Annotated in this window: 24 protein-coding genes; 6 read left to right on the forward strand and 18 right to left on the reverse strand. The window is 58.9% G+C overall.

Features of this window, described 5'->3' with window-relative positions:
• Positions 1-42: 42 nt before the first annotated feature.
• Positions 43-1,818, reverse strand: a complete 1,776-nt coding sequence (gene gcl, locus WG29040_RS12930) for a glyoxylate carboligase (RefSeq protein ID WP_010656420.1) — start codon at positions 1,816-1,818, stop codon at positions 43-45.
• A 267-nt stretch (positions 1,819-2,085) separates the two neighbouring features.
• Between gcl and WG29040_RS12935 the strand changes: the two genes are divergently transcribed.
• Entirely contained in the window at positions 2,086-2,526 is a 441-nt protein-coding gene (locus tag WG29040_RS12935) for a heme-binding protein (protein ID WP_003441948.1), read from the forward strand.
• A gap of 321 nt (positions 2,527-2,847) precedes the next feature.
• Here WG29040_RS12935 and WG29040_RS12940 read toward each other — a convergent pair whose 3' ends face one another.
• A complete protein-coding gene (locus tag WG29040_RS12940) occupies positions 2,848-3,453 on the reverse strand; it encodes a TetR/AcrR family transcriptional regulator (protein ID WP_003441950.1) in 606 nt (201 codons plus the stop codon).
• A gap of 133 nt (positions 3,454-3,586) precedes the next feature.
• On the opposite strand from WG29040_RS12940, the gene WG29040_RS12945 reads away from it, so the two are divergent.
• Positions 3,587-4,528: a DUF808 domain-containing protein gene (locus WG29040_RS12945; protein WP_003441952.1), complete on the forward strand. Its 942-nt coding sequence runs from the start codon at positions 3,587-3,589 to the stop codon at positions 4,526-4,528.
• Here WG29040_RS12945 and WG29040_RS12950 read toward each other — a convergent pair.
• The gene (locus tag WG29040_RS12950) at positions 4,518-5,717 is read right to left on the reverse strand and encodes an MFS transporter (RefSeq protein ID WP_003441954.1); all 1,200 of its coding nucleotides are present in this window, start codon (positions 5,715-5,717) and stop codon (positions 4,518-4,520) included. The genes WG29040_RS12945 and WG29040_RS12950 overlap by 11 nt on opposite strands.
• A 116-nt stretch (positions 5,718-5,833) precedes the next feature.
• On the opposite strand from WG29040_RS12950, the gene WG29040_RS12955 reads away from it, so the two are divergent.
• The gene (locus WG29040_RS12955; RefSeq protein ID WP_003441956.1) at positions 5,834-6,436 is read left to right on the forward strand and encodes a TetR/AcrR family transcriptional regulator; all 603 of its coding nucleotides are present in this window, start codon (positions 5,834-5,836) and stop codon (positions 6,434-6,436) included.
• A gap of 19 nt (positions 6,437-6,455) precedes the next feature.
• Here WG29040_RS12955 and WG29040_RS12960 read toward each other — a convergent pair whose 3' ends face one another.
• The 8 genes from WG29040_RS12960 to puuE form a co-directional block, all read right to left on the reverse strand.
• The gene (locus WG29040_RS12960; RefSeq protein ID WP_003441958.1) at positions 6,456-7,241 is read right to left on the reverse strand and encodes an outer membrane protein OmpK; all 786 of its coding nucleotides are present in this window, start codon (positions 7,239-7,241) and stop codon (positions 6,456-6,458) included.
• Positions 7,242-7,599: 358 nt separating this feature from the next.
• Complete coding sequence (locus WG29040_RS12965) at positions 7,600-8,385, reverse strand: outer membrane protein OmpK (protein ID WP_127196244.1); 786 nt, start codon at positions 8,383-8,385, stop codon at positions 7,600-7,602.
• A 110-nt stretch (positions 8,386-8,495) separates the two neighbouring features.
• Complete coding sequence (locus tag WG29040_RS12970; protein WP_003441961.1) at positions 8,496-9,860, reverse strand: nucleobase:cation symporter-2 family protein; 1,365 nt, start codon at positions 9,858-9,860, stop codon at positions 8,496-8,498.
• A gap of 84 nt (positions 9,861-9,944) precedes the next feature.
• Entirely contained in the window at positions 9,945-11,234 is a 1,290-nt protein-coding gene (locus WG29040_RS12975) for a urate hydroxylase PuuD (protein ID WP_127196245.1), read from the reverse strand.
• Positions 11,235-11,283: 49 nt separating this feature from the next.
• On the reverse strand, positions 11,284-11,787 hold the full coding sequence (locus WG29040_RS12980) for an ureidoglycolate lyase (protein WP_003441966.1): 504 nt from the start codon (positions 11,785-11,787) through the stop codon (positions 11,284-11,286).
• Between the two features lie 115 nt (positions 11,788-11,902).
• Entirely contained in the window at positions 11,903-12,898 is a 996-nt protein-coding gene (gene alc, locus WG29040_RS12985; RefSeq protein WP_003441968.1) for an allantoicase, read from the reverse strand.
• A 61-nt stretch (positions 12,899-12,959) separates the two neighbouring features.
• Positions 12,960-13,475: a 2-oxo-4-hydroxy-4-carboxy-5-ureidoimidazoline decarboxylase gene (uraD, locus tag WG29040_RS12990; protein WP_003441971.1), complete on the reverse strand. Its 516-nt coding sequence runs from the start codon at positions 13,473-13,475 to the stop codon at positions 12,960-12,962.
• On the reverse strand, positions 13,472-14,401 hold the full coding sequence (gene puuE / locus WG29040_RS12995; RefSeq protein ID WP_003441974.1) for an allantoinase PuuE: 930 nt from the start codon (positions 14,399-14,401) through the stop codon (positions 13,472-13,474). Before puuE ends, uraD begins: the two co-directional genes overlap by 4 nt.
• A 372-nt stretch (positions 14,402-14,773) precedes the next feature.
• On the opposite strand from puuE, the gene uraH reads away from it, so the two are divergent.
• On the forward strand, positions 14,774-15,127 hold the full coding sequence (gene uraH, locus WG29040_RS13000; protein ID WP_003441977.1) for a hydroxyisourate hydrolase: 354 nt from the start codon (positions 14,774-14,776) through the stop codon (positions 15,125-15,127).
• Positions 15,128-15,254: 127 nt separating this feature from the next.
• Here uraH and WG29040_RS13005 read toward each other — a convergent pair whose 3' ends face one another.
• The 3 genes from WG29040_RS13005 to WG29040_RS13015 all read right to left on the reverse strand — a co-directional run bounded on the left by WG29040_RS13005 (position 15,255) and on the right by WG29040_RS13015 (position 18,006).
• Positions 15,255-15,881 carry a LysE family translocator gene (locus WG29040_RS13005; protein WP_003441992.1) on the reverse strand — a complete coding sequence of 209 codons (627 nt, stop codon included), beginning with the start codon at positions 15,879-15,881 and terminating at the stop codon, positions 15,255-15,257.
• 68 nt (positions 15,882-15,949) lie between these two features.
• Positions 15,950-17,299 (reverse strand): NCS2 family permease, encoded by a 1,350-nt coding sequence (locus WG29040_RS13010; RefSeq protein ID WP_003441995.1) that lies wholly within the window; start codon positions 17,297-17,299, stop codon positions 15,950-15,952.
• A gap of 266 nt (positions 17,300-17,565) precedes the next feature.
• Entirely contained in the window at positions 17,566-18,006 is a 441-nt protein-coding gene (locus WG29040_RS13015; protein WP_003441996.1) for a MarR family winged helix-turn-helix transcriptional regulator, read from the reverse strand.
• Between the two features lie 82 nt (positions 18,007-18,088).
• On the opposite strand from WG29040_RS13015, the gene WG29040_RS13020 reads away from it, so the two are divergent.
• Together WG29040_RS13020 and WG29040_RS13025 are read left to right on the forward strand one after the other, a co-directional pair.
• A complete protein-coding gene (locus WG29040_RS13020) occupies positions 18,089-19,255 on the forward strand; it encodes a PLP-dependent aminotransferase family protein (protein WP_127196246.1) in 1,167 nt (388 codons plus the stop codon).
• Between the two features lie 11 nt (positions 19,256-19,266).
• On the forward strand, positions 19,267-19,869 hold the full coding sequence (locus WG29040_RS13025; RefSeq protein ID WP_003442001.1) for a glutathione S-transferase family protein: 603 nt from the start codon (positions 19,267-19,269) through the stop codon (positions 19,867-19,869).
• A gap of 102 nt (positions 19,870-19,971) precedes the next feature.
• On the opposite strand, the gene WG29040_RS13030 is transcribed toward WG29040_RS13025, so the two are convergent.
• From WG29040_RS13030 to WG29040_RS13045, 4 genes are all read right to left on the reverse strand, one after another.
• Entirely contained in the window at positions 19,972-20,703 is a 732-nt protein-coding gene (locus tag WG29040_RS13030; protein ID WP_127196247.1) for a hypothetical protein, read from the reverse strand.
• A 156-nt stretch (positions 20,704-20,859) separates the two neighbouring features.
• On the reverse strand, positions 20,860-21,231 hold the full coding sequence (locus WG29040_RS13035) for a glutathione S-transferase N-terminal domain-containing protein (protein WP_003442008.1): 372 nt from the start codon (positions 21,229-21,231) through the stop codon (positions 20,860-20,862).
• A gap of 100 nt (positions 21,232-21,331) precedes the next feature.
• The gene (folE, locus tag WG29040_RS13040; RefSeq protein ID WP_003442011.1) at positions 21,332-21,877 is read right to left on the reverse strand and encodes a GTP cyclohydrolase I FolE; all 546 of its coding nucleotides are present in this window, start codon (positions 21,875-21,877) and stop codon (positions 21,332-21,334) included.
• A 77-nt stretch (positions 21,878-21,954) separates the two neighbouring features.
• Positions 21,955-22,512 carry a Smr/MutS family protein gene (locus tag WG29040_RS13045; RefSeq protein WP_003442014.1) on the reverse strand — a complete coding sequence of 186 codons (558 nt, stop codon included), beginning with the start codon at positions 22,510-22,512 and terminating at the stop codon, positions 21,955-21,957.
• Positions 22,513-22,530 lie beyond the last annotated feature (18 nt).

Consider the following 22,530-nt stretch of genomic DNA (forward strand, 5'->3'; position numbering starts at 1 on the left):
AAAAGGGGATGCCCCTCCCCGAAGTGAGAGGGGCGCAGTCAGTCAGTCAAGCATCGAAATGGCGGTCGGCGCGTCGTTGCCTACCAGCGCCAGGTCTTCAAATTCATTGACTGCGTTGATTTCAGTGCCCATCGAAATGTTGGTCACACGCTCCAGAATGATTTCCACCACCACCGGTACGCGGAACTCCTTGATCAGCTCTTGAGCCTTGCGCAGTGCCGGCTGGATGTCGTTCGGTTCGAAGACCCGCAGTGCCTTGCAGCCCAGGCCCTGGGCGACGGCTACGTGGTCGACGCCATAGCCGTTGAGCTCCGGAGCATTGAGGTTATCGAAAGACAGCTGTACGCAGTAGTCCATTTCAAACCCGCGCTGTGCCTGGCGAATCAAGCCCAGGTAGGAGTTGTTCACCACCACATGGATGTACGGCAAGTTGAACTGTGCGCCGACGGCCAGCTCTTCGATCATGAACTGGAAGTCGTAGTCGCCGGACAGGGCTACGACATTGCGCTGCGGATCGGCCTTGACCACCCCTAGGGCTGCCGGAATGGTCCAGCCCAGCGGGCCGGCCTGACCGCAGTTGATCCAGTGGCGCGGTTTGTACACGTGCAGGAATTGCGCACCGGCAATCTGCGACAAACCGATGGTGCTGACGTAGCAGGTGTCTTTGCCGAACACCTGGTTCATCTCTTCGTACACCCGTTGCGGTTTGACCGGCACGTTGTCGAAGTGGGTCTTGCGGTGCAGGGTGGCTTTGCGCTGCTGGCAGTCTTGTAGCCAGGCGCTGCGGTTTTTCAGGATGCCGGCGGCTTTCCATTCCCGGGCTACTTCAAGGAACATCCTGAGCGCCGAGCCGGCGTCGGAAACGATGCCCAGGTCGGGAGTAAATACCCGGCCAATCTGGGTCGGTTCAATGTCGACGTGGATGAATTTGCGGCCTTCGGTGTAGACATCGATCGAGCCGGTGTGGCGGTTGGCCCAGCGGTTGCCGATGCCCAGCACCAGGTCGGATTTGAGCAGGGTGGCGTTGCCGTAGCGATGGGAGGTTTGCAGGCCGACCATGCCCACCATCAGCGGGTGATCGTCGGCAATGGTGCCCCAGCCCATCAGGGTTGGAATGACCGGGATCCCGGTCAGCTCGGCAAACTCCACCAGCAGTTCACTGGCGTCAGCGTTGATCACGCCACCGCCACTGACCAGCAGCGGGCGCTCGGCCTGGTTGAGCAGGTGCAAGGCTTTCTCGGCCTGGATCCGGGTCGCCGTCGGCCTGGACAGCGGCATCGGTTCGTAGGCGTCGATATCGAATTCGATTTCTGCCATTTGCACATCAAACGGCAGATCGATCAGCACCGGTCCGGGACGCCCGGAGCGCATTTCGTAAAAGGCCTTCTGGAAGGCATAAGGCACCTGGCCCGGCTCCATGACCGTGGTTGCCCACTTGGTCACGGGCTTGACGATGCTGGTGATGTCCACGGCCTGGAAGTCTTCTTTATGCATCCGCGCACGCGGGGCCTGGCCGGTGATGCACAGAATCGGGATCGAGTCGGCAGAGGCGCTGTACAGGCCGGTCACCATGTCGGTCCCGGCGGGGCCGGAGGTGCCGATGCACACGCCGATGTTGCCGGCTTTGGTGCGGGTATAACCCTCGGCCATATGCGAGGCGCCTTCGACGTGGCGAGCAAGGACGTGATCGATGCCACCGACCTTTTGCAGGGCAGAGTACAGCGGGTTGATCGCGGCGCCCGGGATACCGAATGCGGTATCGACACCTTCGCGACGCATCACCAGAACGGCGGCTTCGATTGCTCTCATTTTGCTCATCGTTTTGTGCCTCTTACGTTTTATAATTGTATACAAGTGGCTGTTTGGCGAGTGTATTCATGCTCCGGTGCGCAGGTCAATGGGTTTTGTAGAATCAGTTTGTAATAGCCGATCCCCCTTGTAATAGGGCACAAGGCCTAATGATTTAGGGTTTTCCATTTAAAAATTGTATACAAATAAATTATTTATTGTGTTCTATTGGTTGTATTGAGTTCGCCCATAGAGGCGCGCGAAAGGCTTTCCAATAACAAAATAAGGACGGCAACCATGAGTGCTTTAACCTTGAAAGTCGCTTTAGACCTGACCGCACAGGCCTTGAACACAGGGCGCCGGATAAGCGCCGCCCCACTGACCGTGGCGGTGCTGGACAGCGGCGGGCATTTGCTGGCGCTGCAGCGCGAAGATGGCGCCAGCCTGCTACGGCCCAGCATTGCCATTGGCAAGGCCTGGGGCGCGATTGCACTGGGTAAGGGCTCGCGTTTGCTGGCGCTGGATGCACAGCAGCGCCCGGCGTTTTTCGCCGCGCTGAACGGCATGGGCCAGAGTGACGTGGTGCCTGCGCCGGGCGGGGTACTGATTCGCGATGCTCAGGGGCAGGTGATAGGCGCCATGGGTATCAGCGGCGATACCTCGGATATTGACGAGCAATGCGCCATCAGTGCGATAGAAGCCCAGGGCTTGCGGGCGGATGCGGGGGTGGCGGTGTAGTCCGTTATTGGCTCGCCGCTTGTTGTAGGAGCGAGCTTGTCTCGCGATCTGTTTTAAAGGCTCGCGAGTCAAGCGCGTTCTTACAGAGGGCAGGGGGTGGTCAGTCAGGTGCCTCGCGTCTGTTTTAAAAGCTCGCGAGGCAAGCTCGCTCCTACAGGGGGCAGGGGTGGGCAGTCCTGTGTCTCGCGTCTGTTTTAAAGGCTCGCGAGGCAGCTCGTTCCTACAGAGGGCAGGGGTGGTCAGTCAGGTGCCTCGCGTCTGTTTTAAAAGCTCGCGAGGCAAGCTCGCTCCTACAGGGGCAGGGGCAGGGGCAGGGGGTGGTCAGTCCGGTGCACAGCCCTTGAGCACCAGGCGGATGATGGTCTGGGCCGCGGCTTCGTAGTCGCTGTCTTGCAGTTTGGCTTTGCCGGTGATGGCCGAGATCTGCCAGTCGAAGTCGGCATAGGTCTGGGTCGCTGCCCAGATACTGAACATCAGGTGATGGGGGTCGATCGGCGCAATCTGGCCACGGTCGATCCAGGTCTGGATGCAGTCAATGTTGTGTTTGGCCTGGACGTTCAACAATTGCACCTGCTGCTCGCTCAGGTGCGGGGCGCCATGCATGATTTCGCTGGCGAACACTTTTGAAGCAAAGGGCAGGTCGCGGGAAATCATGATTTTGGAACGTATGTAATTGCTCAGCACGGCATTGGGTTCGCCGTCGGCATTGAACGGGGTCGATGCGCGCAGAATAGGGTCGATAATGCTTTCGAGGACCTCGCGGTAGAGGTTCTCCTTGGATTTGAAGTAGTAGTAGACATTGGGCTTGGGCAAGCCTGCCTTGGCGGCGATGTCGCTGGTTTTGCTGGCGGCGAAACCCTTGTCAGCGAACTCTTCGCTGGCGGCACGCAAAATCAGTTCTTTATTACGCTCGCGGATACTGCTCATAAACCCGATATTTCCTTGCCTGGTTGGGCGGTCGGGCATGGTAGCACCGGGCTTGCGAGCTGCTCAAGATTGCAGCCTGAGGGCTGGCACGCGCTATGCTTGGCACCATTCAATCTGGAAGGGAAGTTTGCCCATGGCAGGCAGTAGTTTACTGGTGTTGCTCGACGATATCGCCGCAGTCCTTGATGACGTCGCGCTGATGACCAAAGTGGCCGCCAAAAAGACCGCCGGGGTGCTGGGGGATGACCTTGCACTCAACGCGCAGCAGGTCTCTGGCGTAAGGGCCGACCGGGAGTTACCGGTGGTGTGGGCGGTAGCCAAAGGCTCGTTTCGCAACAAGCTGATTCTGGTGCCCGCGGCGCTGGCCATCAGTGCGTTTGCGCCGTGGGCCGTGACGCCGCTGTTGATGCTGGGCGGTGCTTACCTGTGTTTTGAGGGTTTTGAAAAACTCGCCCATCCGTTTATGCACAGCAAGGCCGAAGATCAGGGCAAGCACCAGGCGTTGCAACAGGCGGTGGCCGATGCAGAAGTCGATCTGGTGGCTTTCGAGAAAGACAAGGTCAAGGGGGCCATACGCACCGACTTCATTCTGTCGGCCGAAATTATCGCCATAACCCTGGGGATCGTGTCCGAATCGCCGTTGCTGCAGCAGGTCGTCGTGCTCAGCGGTATCGCCATCGTGATGACGGTGGGGGTTTATGGCCTGGTGGGCGGCATCGTCAAACTGGATGACGCCGGCCTGTACCTGAGCCAGAAAACCGGTGACGGTGTGTGGTCAGGTTTCCAGCGCAGTTTCGGCCGCGGTTTGTTGAGTACTGCGCCGTACATGATGAAAAGCCTGTCGGTGATCGGCACCGCGGCCATGTTTATGGTCGGTGGCGGCATCCTCACCCATGGCGTACCTGCGGCCCATCACTGGATCGAAGGCGTGGCTGCAAGCAGCGCCCAGTGGCTGGGTGTGGTCTCGGCCATAGTCCCGACCCTGCTCAATGCCGTGGCCGGCATTGTTGCCGGCGCGGTGGTGCTGGCCGTGGTGGCGGGCGTGAGCAAGGTCTGGCGCGCCATCAAAGGCTAGGGCGAACCGTGGTGCTGCGTTGCAACAAGCGATAACCCAGTACGGCAACCAGCAGCATCACGCTCCCCGCCGCCAGCGATACGCCAAACCCGGCCTGGGCACCGTAAGCATCAATGACCCAGCCGCCAAGCACGGCGCCCAGGGCAACCCCCATGCCCAGGCCGGTGATCATCCAGGTCAGGCCTTCGGTGAGCTTGGCCGGCGGCACTATGTTTTCCACCAGGCCCATGGCGGTAATCAGGGTCGGGGCGAAGAACAGCCCGGCGACAAACATGGCGCCGGCCAGGGTGGCGATGCTGTCGGCCCACATCAGCGGCACCATGGTCAATGCGGTGGCCAGCGCACCCAGCAGGAACAGTTTGGGCAACGGCATGTTCAGCTTGAGCGTGCCGAACACCAGTCCGACGATGCACGATCCCAATGCGTACACCGACAGCACAATACTCGCGGCGGCGGGTTGGCCTTGCTGTTGGGCGAAGGCAACACTGACCACATCCACGGTGCCGACAATCGTCCCCAGCCCCAGCAATGCCAGGAGCAATATCATCACTGCACCCTGACTCAGGACGGTGCCGTTGTTGTCGGCGCTGCGCGGGTGCACGGGTGGCTCGGTTTTGCGTTGCAGTACAAATGCAGTGACCCCGATCGCGAGAAAAATGGCGGCCGCCAGAGGGCCGGCCTGGGGAAACAGCGCTACGCTCAGCCCCACGGAAATCGGCGGGCCAATAATAAAACTCACCTCATCGAGTACCGATTCGAACGAGAACGCGGTATGCAGTTTGGGCGAGCCGCGAAACAACTCGGTCCAGCGTGCGCGGACCATCGCCGACATGCTGGGAATGCAGCCGGCCAGCGCGGCGAAGACGAAGAGAGTCCAGTCCGGCGCCGCGAAATGACTGCACAGCAGCAATGCCAGCAACGCCCCCACGCCGATGGCGCTAATGCCGGGCAGCACGCGGCCCTGGCCGTATTGATCGACCCAGCGCGAGATCTGCGGTGCCAGCAATGCCATGGACAAGGCAAAGGTTGCTGCCACGGCACCAGCCAGCCAGTAGGAGTCGCGCAGTTGCGCCAGCATGGTAATGATGCCGATCCCGACCATGGAAATCGGCATGCGGGCGAGCAGGCCCGCACCGCTGAAAGCCTTGGTGCCGGGGGCGCTGAAAATCTCGCGATAAGGGTTGGCCATACAAGCTCCGGAGCAGTCATCTGACCGCGTCACATACGCGGCGTATGCAGAAATATACGCATACGCTGCGTATGTCAATTAACATACGCGACGTATCTGAAATTAGGGGGACAGGCATGGCGCCCAAAGTGCGGTCACAAATGATTGAACAAACCCGTGGCAAGCTGCTCGATGCAGCGCGTCAGGCGTTTGGCTCGATCGGTTATGCGCAGACGTCGATGGATGAACTCACTGCTTCGGTGGGGCTGACCCGGGGTGCGCTGTATCACCATTTTGGCGACAAGAAGGGGTTGTTGCAGGCCGTGGTGCAGCAAGTCGATGCCGAGCTGGATGTACAGTTGGCAGAGGCCTTTGCGCGGGCGGCGAGCCCGTGGGACGGTTTTAAAGGGCGTTGTCGGATGTTTCTGGAAATGGCACTGCAGGTGGAGGTGCAGCGGATCATGCTGCGCGATGCGCCGTCGGTGCTGGGGTCGCAGTACCTGCAGAGCAGCCAGTCGGACTGCAGCGCTTCAATGGCGGCGATGCTGCAAGGCTTGATGGACACCCGGGTGATTCAGGCCACCGATCCCGAAGCCCTGGCACGGTTGATTCAGGGTGGCTTGATGGACCTGTCGTTCTGGATTGCCGGGGCCGACAACCCGCCACAGCGTCTGGCGGCGTCTCTGGACAGCCTGGACCTGATGCTGCGCGGGTTGCTGCTGGCGCCCCAGGCGCAGTGAAGCGCCCGGGGCCCGGGTATCAGAAGTGGTACTTGACCAGCAGGCTCGCAGTGTCCTGATTGGTTTTGAACGCGCCGCTGTCTTCGATGCCGTATTTGTTTTTCCAGTAGTCGTATTCAATACCGACGTACAACTGCTTGGCGCCCCAGCTCAAAGCCTTGCCCAGGTCATATTTGATCTGCGGGTTGAAGTGCAGGTTGGCGTGGTAGGTGCCGCGCGAGTTCTGGTCGTTGTCGACCACCCAGTCCATGTAGCCGTCGATCAGCACATCGGAATTGCCCAGGGGCAGGGTGTAGGACCACACCGGGGTGATCTGCCACACGCCACGGCCGGCACGGTTGCCTTCAGGGAAGCGCTGGTAGAAGTTCAGCTGGAAGTAGTCGAAGCCCGGTACGTTCAGGTCGAAACCCGGACCGATCAGGTAAGCATCGGTGTCGCCTTCGCCGAACTCGTAAGTCATGGCCAGCAGCACGTCTTTGATCGGACCGAACTCAAACTTCTGGTCGAAGATCTTGCCCATCGACAAACGCGGGGTGAACTCGCCGTAGTAAGTGTTCGGGCCTACGTTGCCATCTTTTTTACCGTTGTAAAAAATACGGTCGACGAAGAGAAAGTTGTCACCGTACTTCCAGCTGTCAGCGTGCTCGAAGGTCAGGGTCTGTTGAATTTTCGGGTTGACCTGGAAGTCCTTGCCGTACAAGTAAGTCAGGCTGTTGGTTTGCCATTGCAGCAGGTCGCCGGCAACTGCCGGTGCCCCGCCAAGCATGCTCCCCGCAAGCATCAGGCTGGTCAGAATGCGCTTCATTCGGTTGCTCCAAAAATTAAAAATTCTGCATTGATAAGAACGTAACGCTCTGTTCCGGCGCCTTGATTCCTCTGTTTAAAACTTGCCCTTTCGGTCAACTTTAATACCTGTAGCAAGTGCCGGGCCACGGCGGTTTGGCGGCCAACGTAAATCCCTCGGCTGTCGTCTGACAGTTGAGTGGATAGAGCGCTAAGGCGGCCGTAAACCCTTGGTTTAACTGTATTAAGTTGGCTTTGAAGTCAGCTTTGAACAACGCTCACCCGTGAGCGGGCGCGCAGGATACGGGCTCCGGGGCCGGTACTCAAGTGCCCTGTCATTGCGCATGTCGGGCAATCACAGGGCATCGCAGAGGCTTGATCTAGAAGTGCACTTTCACCAGGGCGCTGGCAGTGTTCTGATTGGTGTCCAGACGGCTGCTGCTATCGATGCCGTACTTGTCCTTCCAGTAACTGTATTCGATGCCGACATACAATTGTTTTTCACCCAGATTGAGGGCTTTGCCCAGGTCGTACTTGATCTGCGGATTGAAGTGCAGGTTGGCGTGGTAAGTGCCCCGTGAGTTGCGATCGTTGTCCACCACCCAGTCCAGGTAGCCATCGATCAGCAGGTTGGAGCGGCCCAAGGGAAGGGTGTAGGAAAACGACGGAGTGATCTGCCAGGTTCCGGTGCCGGGACGTGGCCCTTCGGTGTGACGGCGATAGAAGTTGAGGGTGAAATAATTGAACCCGGGTACCGCCAGGTCAAAGCCCGGGCCGATCAGGTAGGCCTCGCTGTCGCCTTCGCCGTACTCGTAAGTCATGGCCAGCAATACATCCTTGACCGGACCGAACTCCAGTTTCCGCTCGAATATCTTGCCGAACGACAGCCGCGGGCTGAACTCGCCGTAATAAGTGTGCGGACCTTTGTTGGGGTCGGCTTTGCCGTTGTAGAAAATCCGGTCGACAAACAGGAAGTTGTCGCCGTATTTCCATTTATCGGCATGTTCAAAGGTGAGGGTTTGCTGGATCGAAGGGTTGATCGCGAAATTCTTGCCGTACAGATACGTCAGGCTGTTGGTTTGCCATACAAACAGATCACCGGCCATGGCCTGACCGGCAGCCAGAAACCCACCCGCGAGCGTGATGCCCCAGTGTTTGCAGTTCATGGGTAATTCCCTTTTTTATTATTTTTAATACCGATGCGCCGATGCACTGTAGGAGCGAGCTTTTCGTTGCTGCGTTAAAAGCTCGCTCCTACAGACAGGCAGATGGGGCATCAGTGCTGATGCACGTGCCCGCTCATGGCGGCGCGCCCGGCGCCGCCCAGCACATTGAACAACAGGTTCAGGCTGACCGCGCTGACGGCGGCCATGGCAATGCCGCTGTGGGTGATGGGGCCCATCCACAGTGGCAGGTGGGCGAAGAACTCCGGCCTTACCACCGGAATCAGGCCCATGCCGATACTTACCGCCACCAGCAATTGATTGCGTCGGTCGGCAATGTCCGCTTCCTGAAGGATCTTGATCCCCGTGGCTGCCACCATGCCGAACATGGCGATGGCTGCGCCGCCCAGTACGGCTGGCGGAATCGAGGCCACCAGATAGGCTGCCTTGGGCAGCAGGCTGAGGGTAATCAGGAATACCCCGGCCATGATGGTTACCGAGCGGCAACGCACGCCGGTCATTTGCACCAGACCGATATTCTGGGCGAAGGAGGAGTGGGTAAAGGTGTTGAAGAAGCCGGCCAGGAACGAAGCCCCGGCATCGCACAGCAAGCCGCGGCGCAGCATGCGCGGGGTTACCTCCTGGCCGGTAATTTTGCCCAGGGCCAGAAACATCCCGGTGGACTCGACAAAAATGATCACCACCACCAGACACATGGACAGGATCGGTGCCAGATGGAATTCAGGCATGCCGAAGTGCAGCGGGGTGACCACCTGGAACCACGGCGCCAGACCGATGCCGTTGAGGTCGACCATGCCCAGTGCGCCGGACAATATATAACCCAGGGCCATGCCGATCAGCACCGAAATGTTGACCCAGAAGCCACGCATGAAACGGTTGATCAGCAGGATGGTGGCCAGCACCAGTGCGGCGATGGCCAGGTACATCGGTGAGCCGAACTGTGCCGCGGCACTGCCGCCACCGGCCCAGTTCACTGCCACGGGGAACAGTGACAGACCAATGGAGGTGATCACGGTGCCGGTCACCAGCGGCGGGAAGAAGCGCACCACTCTGGACATGAAGGGCGCGATGATCATCCCGAAAAAACCGGCAGCAATGGTTGCGCCGAAAATCCCGGTCATGCCGATACCCGGCATTCCGGCCATGGCCACCATGCTGCCGACTGCAGCGAAACTGGCGCCCATCATCACGGGCATGCGAATGCCCATGGGGCCGATGCCCATCGACTGGACGATGGTTGCGATCCCGGCCACCAGCAGGTCGGCGTTGATCAGGAAAGCGATCTCTTCGCGGCTAAGGCCTGCGGCCTGGCCGATAATCAGCGGTACGGCAACGGCGCCGCCATACATCAGCAGCACATGCTGCAAGCCGACCAGAATCAATTGCAACAACGGCAACCGCGCCAGGGGAGGCGGAGCGGTTATGGCGGGTATGCGTGGTTCGGTTAATTCGGACATGCAACACCTCGTTCATTTTTATTGTTGTGAGCTTGTGGTGTGTTTCTGTGACCGCGCCATGGCTGCGGTCACAGAAGGTGTGCGTCAGTTGGTGCGGGCTCCGGTGTTGATCCAGGCGCCCAGAAGGTCACGTTCCTGTTGGGTCATCTGGGTGATGTTGCCCAGCGGCATGATCTGGCTGGCGACGGCCTGGGCCTGAATCCGCGGTGCCATCAACTGGATTTGTTGTGCGGTGTCGAGCATCACGCCCCCGGGGGCCGCGCTGAACAGCGGGCTGGTGGGTGTGGCCGAATGACAGACCGCGCAGCGCTCCTGAATCACGGCGTGCACCTTGTCGAAATCGACGCTGGCCACCGGTGCTGGCGCTGCAGCAGGTGCAGTGACAGGCGCCGGCGCGGTAGCGGGTTTGGCGCCACTGACTGCGGTTTCAGGGATGGGCTGATACTTGATCACCTTGGCCACTGCGGGGGCGGTTGGTGCAGGCTTGGGGCCGGTGACGTATGCCAGGCAGATCATGCCCAGGGCCGCGACCGGCAAGGTCCAGGCAAATTTGTGGCTGTTATGGCGGGTGTTGAAGTAATGGCGTACCAATACTGCCAGCACCGCAATCCCGGCCAGGATCAACCAGTTGTAGGCACTGCCGTAGGTGCTGGGGAAGTGGTTGCTGATCATGATGAACAGCACCGGCAAGGTGAAGTAGTTGTTGTGACGTGAACGCAGCAGGCCTTTGGCCGGCAGAGCCGGATCGGGCGTACGGCCTTCCTTGATCGCGGCCACCAGAGCCCGCTGGGCCGGCATGATGATGCGAAACACGTTGCCGACCATGATGGTGCCGATAATGGCGCCCACATGCAGATAGGCGCCTCGGCCGCTGAACACCTTGCTCAGGCCGAATGCGGCAGCTACCAGCAGTACGAACAGGATCAGGCCGAGCAGCGCCGGGCGTTTGCCCAGGGCCGAATCGCACAGAAAGTCGTAAATGAACCAGCCGGCAATCAATGAACCAATGCCGATGGCCACCGCTTGCGGGCCGCTCAGGCTGCTGCCGGGAGCGATCAGGTAAAGTGCCGGGTTGAAGTAGAACACCAGGCACAGCAGGGCGATGCCCGACATCCAGGTGAAATAGGCCTCCCATTTAAACCAGTGCAGGTTGTCCGGCATGGTAGGGGGGGCCAGCTTGTATTTTTCGAGGTGGTAAATGCCGCCGCCGTGGATGGCCCACAAGTCGCCGGCCAGCCCCTCTTTTGGGTTGTTGCGGTTGAGGTTGTTTTCCAGCCAGACAAAATAAAACGACGCGCCGATCCAGGCCACACCGGTAATCATATGAATCCAGCGTACGCTCAGATTCAGCCATTCCATCAGATGTGCTTCCACAGTCTCTACCTCTTGCCTGTCACTCTTGCGTGAGTGATCAGACCTTCTCTTATTGGTGGGGGGCGAGGATCAATCGCTCATCCTCTTTGAAGAAATGCTCATCGCAGTTATTGCCTGTGCCACTGCGATCAACCACCAGGAAGTCATCCCGCTTTTCGATCGTCAGCACCGGATGGTGCCAAACGCCGCGATGGTAATTAATGCCCTGCCTGCCATTACTGACAAAGGCGCGGACCAAGCCTGATACAGGTTCATCGCCAAGTGGCGCGACCACGATCAGAAAGGGGTTGCCGAGCAGCGGGATGAAAGCCTGACTGCCCAACGGATGGCGCTCCAGCATGCACACGGTCAGCGGCATGTCCTGCGCATCGGCGCGGAAAATGCTGATGATGGCCTTGTCTTCCGGCTGCGCGGTTTCGACTTCGGCCAGACGATGAAAGCGCATGGTCGAACCGTTGTTGATCATGAAGTGGTCGCTGCCGTCGGTTTCAATAACGTCACCGAAGGGGGCGAAGGCTTCTTTGGTCAGCGGTTCAATCTGCAATGTGCGCATGGTCTGTCTTCTTTTCCGGATTCTGTGGTGTTGGATCTGTTGTTGTCGCTGGCAAGCCGGCTCCCGCATTGGCATATGCCAGTGGGAGCCGGTTGACCGGCGACGGGGTTATTCCTTATTTAGCGACCTTGCCCAGGATACGCAGGCGGCTTACACCACCGTCCGGGAACAGGTTGAGGCGAATGTGAGTGATCGGGCCCAGGGCTTTGATCTGCTCGCTGAAGCTGTGCTCGGCGTGCATTTCCATCTTCTGTGCAGGCAGCAGTTCACGCCAGAACAGCGATTGGGTTTCGATCTGGCTGTCAGTGCCGCCTTTGACGAACGCGCCCTGAATCGAGCAGGTGTCCGGGTAGTTGCCCTTGAAGTGCAGGGTGTCGACGATGATTTTTTCGATCTCGCCGGCATGCCCCAGCGCCACGATCACCCAGTCGTTACCCGGGGTACGGCGGCGTGCGGTTTCCCAGCCGTCGCCCATATTGATGCCGCGGCCCGGGTTGAGGATGTTGCTCATGCGGCCGAAGTGTTCGTCGGAGCAGGCCAGGGCACGGCCACCGTTCAGGGCTGCGGCAAGGTCGACCTGTTCGTTGTCGCCCACTGCCGACCAGTCACGGAACGGCACGCCGTACACGCGAAGACGGGCTACGCCGCCGTCCGGGTAGATGTTGAAACGCAAGTGGCTGAAGGCCTGGTCATTGCTGATTTCGTGGTAGTGGTGGCTGTTGCCTTGCAGTTCGACCGCGGACAGCACTTCAACCCACTGGGTGTTTTCGTTGGGCTCGCCCTGGGCCAGAAAGCAGGCTTCAAGGGATGCAGACGGCGGGAAGTTGCCGGTGAAGAATGAAGTGTCGATGTCCACGCCTTTGATCGAGCCGGGTACGCCCAGGCGGATCACCGCGCTGTCATAGCCTTCGAAGCGCTTGCGGCGGGACTCCCAGCCGTCCATCCACTTGCCGTTGTCATCGAAAACGCCCTCCTTCCATACGGCCGGGGTCGGCTGGAACATGCGGTTGGCGTCAGCGAACCAGTCATCGGTCACCGAGATAATCTTGGTGCCCAGACGGGCATCGGCCAGGTTGACGAACTTCTCGAAAGGTACGGCGTAAGCTTTCATTCTTCTGGTCTGCCTTTAAATAAGTGGCTGGAGATGCGTGACCGGCAGGTGCCGGCTCGGCTTAGAGCTGGAGTAATCGGAACAGGGCTATTTTGTTGATTTGCGCCAACGCACATTTGAACTCGACGTCTGCCGGGTTGTGGATGCGGGTCTCGAACGCGGCGAGGATCTGGTGCCGGTCGCTGCCTTTTACCGCCATGATGAAGGGAAACTTGAACTTGGCTTTATAGGCCTCGTTCAGCTCGGTGAAGCGCTGAAACTCTTCTTCCGTGCATTGGTGAATACCGGCGCCAGCCTGTTCATGGGTGCTGGCTTCGGTCAGTTGGCCCTGTACGGCAGCTTTGCCCGCCAGGTCCGGGTGAGCATTGATCAGTGCCAGCTGACTGGCGTGATCGGCGCTCAACAAAATGTCACTCATGCGCTGGTGCAGGGTTTCGATCTGGTCGACGCTGCTGTCCAGACCCAGGTCGTAAGCCTTTTCGGCGACCCAGGGCGAGTGTTCGTAAATATCGGCAAAGGCTGCCACGAACGCTTCACGACTCAGGGTTGAAGGCTTGAGAGTTTTGAAGGTGCTCATTGGCCGGTCTCTGCAACAAAAGGGTGGGTGGCGTGCCAGTGCCGGGCGATGTCCACGCGGCGGGTGAACCAGACCTGTTCGTGGCCCCTGGCGTATTCAAGGAAGCGCTTGAGGGCGGCGAGACGCGCAGGGCGGCCAATGAGGCGGCAATGCAGGCCGATCGATAGCATTTTCGGCGACTCTGCGCCTTCGGCGTACAGCACATCGAAAGCATCCTTGAGGTACTGGAAAAATTGCTCGCCGGTGTTGAAACCCTGCACCTGGGTGAAGCGCATGTCATTGGTGTCCAGGGTGTAAGGGATCACCAGATGCGGCTTGCCGGTGGGGTTGTTGGGTTCCCAGTAGGGCAGGTCATCGTCGTAGGTGTCAGAGTCATACAGAAAGCCGCCTTCTTCCATCACCAGCCGCCGGGTATTGGGGCCGGTGCGGCCGGTGTACCAGCCCAGCGGACGCTCGCCGCTGATTTCGGTGAGGATGCGGATGGCTTCGAGCATGTGTTCGCGCTCGAGGGCTTCATCCATGTACTGGTAGTCGATCCAGCGATAACCGTGGCTGCAAATCTCATGTCCGGCGGCAACCATGGCCCGGATTACGTCAGGGTGACGTTGGGCCGCCATGGCCACGGCGAACACCGTGAGCGGGATATCGAATTCGCGAAACAGCTTGAGCACGCGCCATACGCCGGCACGGCTGCCGTATTCGTACAGGGACTCCATGCTCATGTTGCGCTCACCCTGCAGCGGCTGCGCCGAAACCATTTCCGAGAGGAAGGCTTCTGATTCTTTGTCGCCGTGGAGGATGTTGCGCTCGCCGCCTTCTTCGTAGTTGAGTACGAAAGACAGGGCGATGCGGGCGTTGTCCGGCCAATGCGGATGCGGAGGGTTGGGACCGTAACCAATCAGGTCGCGTGGGTAGTCAGCGCTCACTCAATCTTCCTTATTGTTTAGTTAACAGTCGATTGGCCAGACCTGGCGTCACTGTGATGGTCTGATTGTATACAACTTTGCAATACGTTTGTAACCCTGCTTTTGCGCATTTTTACCATGCTTTGTGCGGGAAAGGTACTTGCAAAAAACTTGCCTGATTGGTCAGCTTATGAATATAAAGTCTTTGGCTGCAGCGGTGTTCAAGGAATACGGGGTCCAGGCCTTATGCGCTGTGGCCTGGGTTAATTTGCGTTTTTAATTGTGTACAATTTTTTTAATAAATGTCTTAATCCTGGCTGCACCGGATCTTTTGACGGGTCAAAAGGGTGCAGCGCCAGTTTTATTTACCGGTTCGGGGAGGTCGCACACGCAATGGGACGTTTGACTACGCACGTTTTGGATGCCGCACACGGTTGTCCGGGCAGTTCGATCAAGGTCGAGCTGTATCGGGTGGAAGGTTCGCAGCTGCAACTGGTCGCCACGGCGCAGACCAATAGCGATGGCCGTTGCGACGCACCGTTGCTGGAGGGTGACACTTACCGTTCAGGGGTTTATCAGTTGCAGTTCAGTGCCGGTGACTACTACCGCGCACGGGGTGTGCAGTTGCCGGAGCCGGCATTTCTGGATGTGGTGGTGCTCAGATTCGGCATCAGTGCCGAGCAGGATCACTACCATGTGCCGCTACTGATTTCGCCGTACAGCTATTCGACGTATCGCGGCAGCTAGGTTTTTCGATCTGCGCATGTGGTTATTTGCCCGCTCGCACTGCGGGCTTTTTTTTGCCCGCAATGTGCGCCAAGCCTGTAGGAGCGGGCTGTTAAAAAGCTCGCTCCTACAGGTGTTATTGCCGGCTTTAGCGGCTCAGCAAAGACGCGGTGCCCGCCACGCCGAACAGGCCGGCACTGATACGGTTGAACCAGCTCTGGCCCTTGCCGCTGCGCAGGTAGCCCGCCGCGCCGTGTGCGCCCAGGCCGTAGGCCAGCTTGCAGAGCAGGTCCAGCACGGTCCAGGTGGCAATCATCACCAGTAACTGCGCCAGGAAAGGCTGATCGGGATCAAGAAACTGCGGCAAAAATGCGGCAAAGAACAGAATGTCTTTCGGATTGCTGGCTCCCAGTACGAACGCGCGTCCAAACAGGGCACTGAAGCGCGGTTTTGGTGCGGCGGCCGGTACGTTGACGGCGGTGGCCGGTTGCCGCGATTGCTTCCAGCTTTGCCAGGCGAGGTAGAACAGGTACAGCGCACCGACGATCTTGAGCGCGCTGAACAACTGTTCCGAGGCCAGCAGCAGGGCCCCCAGCCCCAGTGCCGAAGCGCTGAGCAGGCAAATCGAGGCAATCACGCCACCCAGAAAGGCGGGGTACGAGCGGCGCAGGCCGTAGTTCAAACTGTTGCTGATCATCAGTAACGACAACGGCCCCGGGATAAGGATCACCACCAGTGCCGCGCTGCTGAACAGCAGCCAGGTTTCCAGACTCATTACGTGCTCTCCCTCTTCTAAAAAAGCAAACGCCCCGCACCGGGCGGGGCAGGTCGATATTGCCCTGTTTACAGGTAAATAAACTTGGCAATGAAAATGGCGCAGAGCACCCACAGGCTCACGGATATCTCGCGGTACCTGCCCGTGCCGGCCTTGAGTGCAACGTAGCTGATAAAGCCAAGGGCTATACCGTCAGCCACCGAGAAGGTCAGGGGCATCATGATCATGGTCACAATCGCCGGGATGCAATCGGTAGGTTCGCTCCAGTTGATGTGCTCCATGCCGCCCATCATCAGCATGGCCACGTAGATCAGCGCTCCGGCAGTGGCATAGGCGGGAATCATGCCAGCCAGCGGGGCAAAGAACATCGCGGCGACAAACAGTACGCCCACGGTCACGGCGGTGAGCCCGGTACGTCCGCCGGCCGCAACGCCTGCGGCACTTTCGACGTAGCTGGTGACGGGCGGTACACCGACCACTGCCCCAAATACGCTGGACGCACTGTCAGCCTTGAGGGCGCGGGACAGGTTTTCGATCTTGCCATCCGCTTTCACCAGTCCGGCGCGCTGGGCCACCCCCATCAAGGTGCCGGCGGTGTCGAACATGTGCACAAACAGGAAGGCCAGGACCACGCTGATCATGCTGACGTTGAACACGCCCTTGAGGTCCATCGCCATCCAGGTCGGTGCCAGGCTGGGCGGGGCGGACATGATGCCGTTGTAGTGCACCAGATCCAGGCCCCAGCCCGCCAGAGTGACGGCGATGATGCTGATCAGGATTGCGCCGAACACCCTGTGATAGCTGAGAATCGCGATCATCAGAAAGCACACGGCGGCCAGCAGCGGAGCGGGGTCGCGCAGTGAGCCGAGCTTGATCAGGGTGGCCGGGCTGTCGACGATGATGCCCGAGGTTTTCAGGCCGATGATTCCCAGAAACAGGCCGACGCCGGCGCCCATGGCGTAGCGCAGGCTGGCGGGGATGCTGTTGAGTAACCATTCGCGGACCCGTGACAGGGTCAGAATCAAAAACAGCACGCCGGAGATAAACACTGCGCCAAGGGCGGTTTCCCAGCTATAGCCCATGGTGCCGACCACGGTGTAGGTAAAGAACGCGTTGAGGCCCATGCCTGGCGCCAGGCCTACCGGCCAGTTGGCATAAAGCCCCATCAGCATGCTGCCCAGCGCAGCGGCGATGCAGGTCGCGACAAAGGCTGCGCCATGGTCAATCCCGGCATCGGCCATGATGTTGGGGTTGACGAAGATGATGTAGGCCATGGTGATAAAGGTGGTCAACCCGGCAATCAGCTCGGTTTTGACCGTAGTGCCATGCAGCGACAGTTTGAACAGGCGCTCCAGCCAGCCTCGGGAGGCGGGCGGTGAAAGATCCAGGGCGGGTGCTTCTGACTTTTGGCTGTCCACGGTAATGTCCTCAGGCTTTTATTTTTGTAAGGGCGCTGTTTGAGGCGGGCGATGCTTTTCCTGACCTTTGAGTCAGAAATCTGTGTGTGACGAGGATTATGCTTTTGTATACAAAAAAAGCAAATAATGTTTTTCGGATTGTGATCGAAATATAAGCTCTGTTGGAGCGAGCTTGCTTGCGAGCTCTGCGTTATTGCATTGAAAAGCTCGCGAGCAAGCTCGCTCCTACAGATAGGCAGATAGGCAGATAGGCAGATAGGCAGCTGTCAGGCCTGGCGGCTTTGGCCTAAAGCCTGATTGATCGCCAGCCAGCCATTGACCGCGTCTTCACCCGCCTGGGCAAATACCCGTTGCAGCAATTTGACTTGCTCGCGGCGCAGGGCTTTTTCGAAACTGACGCCGTCAGCCGTGAGTTCCAGTAGCCGCTTGCGCTTGTCGGTCTCGGGGGCAACGCTGCGTACCAGGTTCATCTCGATCAACTGGCGTAATGGCGTATTCAATGCCTGCTTGCTGACCCCCAGCAATACCAGCAGTTCCTTGACGCTCACCCCGGGGTAGTGGGCGATAAAAAAAACGATGCGCTGATGCACCCGACTCAGCCCGCGGCGGGCCAGCATTTCATCGGCTTTGGCGGTAAATGCTTGATAGCCAAAGAAGAAGGCTTCCATGGCGGCGCGCTGAGTGGTTGGATTTTTAAGGTCAGGCATATTGACGTATCTAGGCTGCGCGGCGTAATTTCGGTCAATCAGTTTGACTTATTTCCAATTACTTCCGCTACCGGTGATCTGTATGGCCTTCTCCGAACGTGTTTCCCGCCTGAAAAGCTCTTTGATTCGCGAAATTCTGGCTGCGGCCCAACGTCCGGAAGTCATGTCTTTCGCCGGCGGACTACCGGCCGAGGCCATGCTGCCCAAGGTCGACTGGACCGACATGCCGGCCTCGATGGGCCAATATGGCATGAGCGAAGGCGAGCCGGCCCTGCGTGAAGTACTGGCCGCAGAAGCCCGCGCCCTGGGGGTTGATTGTGATGCGAGCCAGGTGATGGTTCTCAGCGGTTCGCAACAGGCCCTCGACCTGGCGGCCAAGCTGTACATCGACAAGGGCACCGAAATCATGCTCGAAGCGCCGACCTACCTGGCGGCGCTGCAAATTTTTCAATTGTTCGGCGCCGAGTGCCTGAGCTTCCCGTTGCAAGCCGATGGCCCTGATCTGGCGGCGCTACGGCTGCAGCTGGAGCAACATCGCCCGGCGTTCATCTACCTGATCCCGACCTTCCAGAACCCGTCTGCCGTGCGTTACAGCGAAACCAAGCGTGACGCCGTAGCGGCATTGCTGGACGAGTTCGGTGTGACCCTGATCGAAGACGAGCCGTACCGCGAACTGAATTTCGATGGCGGCAGTGCCACGCCGATTGTCAGCCGCCTGAAAAAAGCCAGCTGGATCTATACCGGCACCGTGTCCAAAACCCTGTTGCCGGGGCTGCGGGTGGGATTCCTGATTTCCAGCCCGGACCTGTTCCCGCATCTGTTGCGCCTCAAGCAGTCGGCGGACTTGCACACCAACCGTGTCGGTCAGTGGCAGGCCTTGCAGTGGATCGGCACCGAGAAAATGAGCAACCACCTGGCTGAGCTGCGGGACTTCTATCGCGTGCGTCGCGATGGCTTTCAGCTGGCGCTGCAAGAGCACTTCTCGGACCTGGCTGACTGGCATGTGCCACAGGGCGGGCTGTTCTTCTGGCTGACCCTCAAGCAGCCGTTTGACACCCGTACCTTGCTCAAGCCGGCGCTGGAGCAAAATGTCGCCTTCATGCCGGGCGAACCGTTCTTTGCCAATCCGGATCAGAATGTCGGCAGCCTGCGTCTGAACTTCAGCCACATCGACCCTGAGCGCCTGCACGAAGGTCTCAAGCGTCTGGCTAACGTGATTCGTCAAGCACAGGCCGCCCAGGCGGCCTGAAGGAAGTTGCGATGTTCAAGGTCTATGGCGATTACAACTCGGGCAACTGCTACAAGATCAAGCTGATGTTGCATTTGCTGGGTCTTGAGTATCAGTGGTTCGCGGTGGACATTCTCAAGGGCGAAACTGAAACCCCGGAATTTCTGGCGAAAAACCCCAACGGCAAAGTGCCGGTGCTGGAGCTCGAAGACGGCACCTGCCTTTGGGAGTCCAACGCGATTCTCAACTACCTGGCCGACGGCAGCGAGTTCTTGCCCGGTGAGCCCCGGCTGCGTACGCAAGTGTTGCAGTGGCAGTTTTTCGAGCAATACAGCCATGAGCCTTACATTGCAGTGGCGCGGTTTATCCAGTTGTACCTGGGGTTGCCCGAGGAACGTCTTGAGGAATACCGCAAACTGCAAAAGCGCGGTTACAAGGCGCTGGACGTGATGGAACAGCAGCTGGCCCGCACTCCGTATCTGGTGGGCGATCACTATTCGATTGCGGACGTGACGCTGTATGCCTACACCCACGTGGCAGATCAGGGCGGATTTGACCTGAGCGGCTATCCGGGCATTCAAGCCTGGCTGCAACGGGTGGCCAGCCATCCGCGGCATGTGGGGATGCTTGATTGAGATACAGGACAGGTTGAAAACCGGCCCTGTAAATTGGACTGCTGTGCAGTCGGTGTCAGGCCTTGAATGAGCAGTAAGGAGCCCAAGGGCTCCTTTTTTGCGTCACTGTTTTTCCAGCAGCCATTGGCGTGGACCCGGAGTGAGCTGGGGGATTTCGTCGGGCAGTGACAGGTTGATCGCCTTGAAAATCTCCAGCTGCTTGCCATGACGGACGAAAATCCATCCTTCCCCGATATCACCCTTGCCCAGGTAGAGGGTGTCATTGCCGGCACCCTGATTGGCGCAATCGCCTCCCAGGCACAACTCATACCGGTCATTTTGTCCCAGCCCTGTCACACCGCCATCATCTTTGAACGCAACGGTGTTGCCGGTACCCGGGCCTTCAACGATCCTCCACTGACCACCCATATAGGCTGCGTTCAATACCTGCCGGAAATTCGTGTCCGTCCTGGCGCCGGCGACGGACCGGGCCGGACGTGAGAAAACCTGGGCTGCGTAAGTTTTTGTGGGCTGCTGGATCAGTTGTTTGCCATTCAGTTGCAGTTCGTTGATCAAATGCCCGTCGTGGTAAATGGCCCAGGTGCCGGGAGCCTTGGGCAGCAATTGACCTTCGTTCAGCTCGAATGCATTGCGAAATTGTACTTTGCCGTTACGGGTATCGATGTTCCATTCCAGGTTCATGCCGTGGGCATCAATGGTCTGCAGCAAGGGCCTGCCCTGGGCGGCTGAATCGATGGCCGCCTGGTTGATCCATAGTCCGTTGATGTCGGACGTTTGCGACTCATGACTGCAGCCGCCCAACAGGATCAGGCTCAGGGCAAGTAATTTTCGCATGGGGATTATCTGCACAAGGTTGGACGGTGATGACGCTGACTGAACCAGAAGCAACCCGCAGTCGCTGAAGATATACCAGGGCTGCGATCGGGCAGAGCCCGCAAAACCTGAGCTCGCAGCCTTGGTTCCCCGTCAGCGAGTACGGGTCACAGGAGGTTAAACGTTGGCAAAACGCTGGTTCAGGTAATCGATGATGACTTTGGAGTCGTACATCCAGGTGGTCTTGCCGTCTTCTTCGATCCGCAGGCACGGGACTTTGATCTTGCCCCCTTGCTCCAGCAGCGTCTGGCGGTCCTGTTCGTTGTTCTTGGCGTCGCGCAGTGCCACTGGTACGTTCAGGCGGCGCAGGGTGCGGCGGGTTTTTACACAGAACGGGCAGGCATGGAACTGGTACAGGGTCAGGCTTTTGGCGGCCTCGTCAACCTGGGCCTGAGCCGCTGCCGGGCGTTGCTTTTTGCCGGGACGGGTTATGAAATCGCCAGCGATGATCAGCTGACCCAGGCCTACGCGAAGCGCTTTGATAAACACAGTAAAAGCCTCATGGGCGAGAAAGAAGGGGCGCAGCTTACCTGAAATCGGCAGGCGAAAAAAAACCGGCGATCAACGCCGGTCTTTCTGACTGGGGATATTACTTGATCAAGCTGAGAAACTCGCTGCGGGTGGCCGCGTTTTCGCGGAACTCACCCAGCATCACCGAGGTGATCATCGACGAGTTCTGTTTCTCGACACCGCGCATCATCATGCACATGTGCTTGGCTTCAATCACTACGGCCACGCCCAGCGCACCGGTAACCTGCATCACCGCATCGGCAATCTGCCGGCTCAGGTTTTCCTGAATCTGCAGGCGACGGGCGTACATGTCGACTATCCGTGCCACTTTCGACAGGCCCAGCACTTTGCCGCTCGGAATGTAAGCGACGTGAGCTTTGCCGATAAACGGCAGCAAGTGGTGTTCGCACAACGAGTAAAGCTCGATGTCCTTGACCAGTACCATTTCGCTGTTGTCAGAGCTGAACAAGGCACCGTTGGTGACTTCTTCCAGGGTTTGCTCATAGCCGCGGCAAAGGTACTGCATGGCTTTGGCGGCACGCTTTGGCGTATCCAGCAGGCCTTCACGGGAAACGTCTTCGCCGAGTTGACCGAGGATCGCGGTGTAGTTTTGTTCCAGGGACATTAATCTACCTGTGGGATTTTTCGCAAAGAGTAAGGGTACGGGGGCTGGCACGGCGCTGCAAGTGTGGTGATAGGGTGTTACTCGTCGCGACCGTCCATCATGGTGCGCTTGAGCATGACGTAAACCGCGCCGGCGCCCCCATGCCTGGCCTGGCAGGAGCAGAACCCCAGCACTTGCGAGTGTTGGCGCAACCATGTGTTGACGTGACTTTTGATCATTGGTCGCTTGCCGTCCAGGCGCACGGCTTTGCCGTGGGTGACGCGGACACAGCGCACTTCAAGGCGGGAGGCTTCGCCCAGAAACTCCCACAGGGTTTCGCGGGCCTTTTCGACGGTCATGCCGTGCAGGTCAAGACTGCCTTCGAAGCTGATCTGGCCGAGTTTGAGCTTGCGCATCTGGCTTTCTTGCACGCCGTCCCGTGACCAGTTCAATTGATCTTCGGGGCCGACATCAATCACAAACTGGTCCGACAGGCCGTCGATGATCGTGGCATTGGTGCGCACGGTCGCGTTCTGGCGCAGTTTGGCCAGTTGTGCCCGGTCGGATTTGGGTTTGCCGGTATCGGCACGATCATGCTTGATCGGCTTTACACCGCGAGTCTCGTTTTTGAACAGGGAAAAGTCGTCGTCTTGCATGTCAGCCTCCGCGAAGGG

Origin of the sequence: Pseudomonas sp. PAMC 29040 (genome assembly GCF_003994535.1) — a bacterium.
GTDB classification, from domain to species: Bacteria; Pseudomonadota; Gammaproteobacteria; order Pseudomonadales; family Pseudomonadaceae; genus Aquipseudomonas; species Aquipseudomonas paraversuta.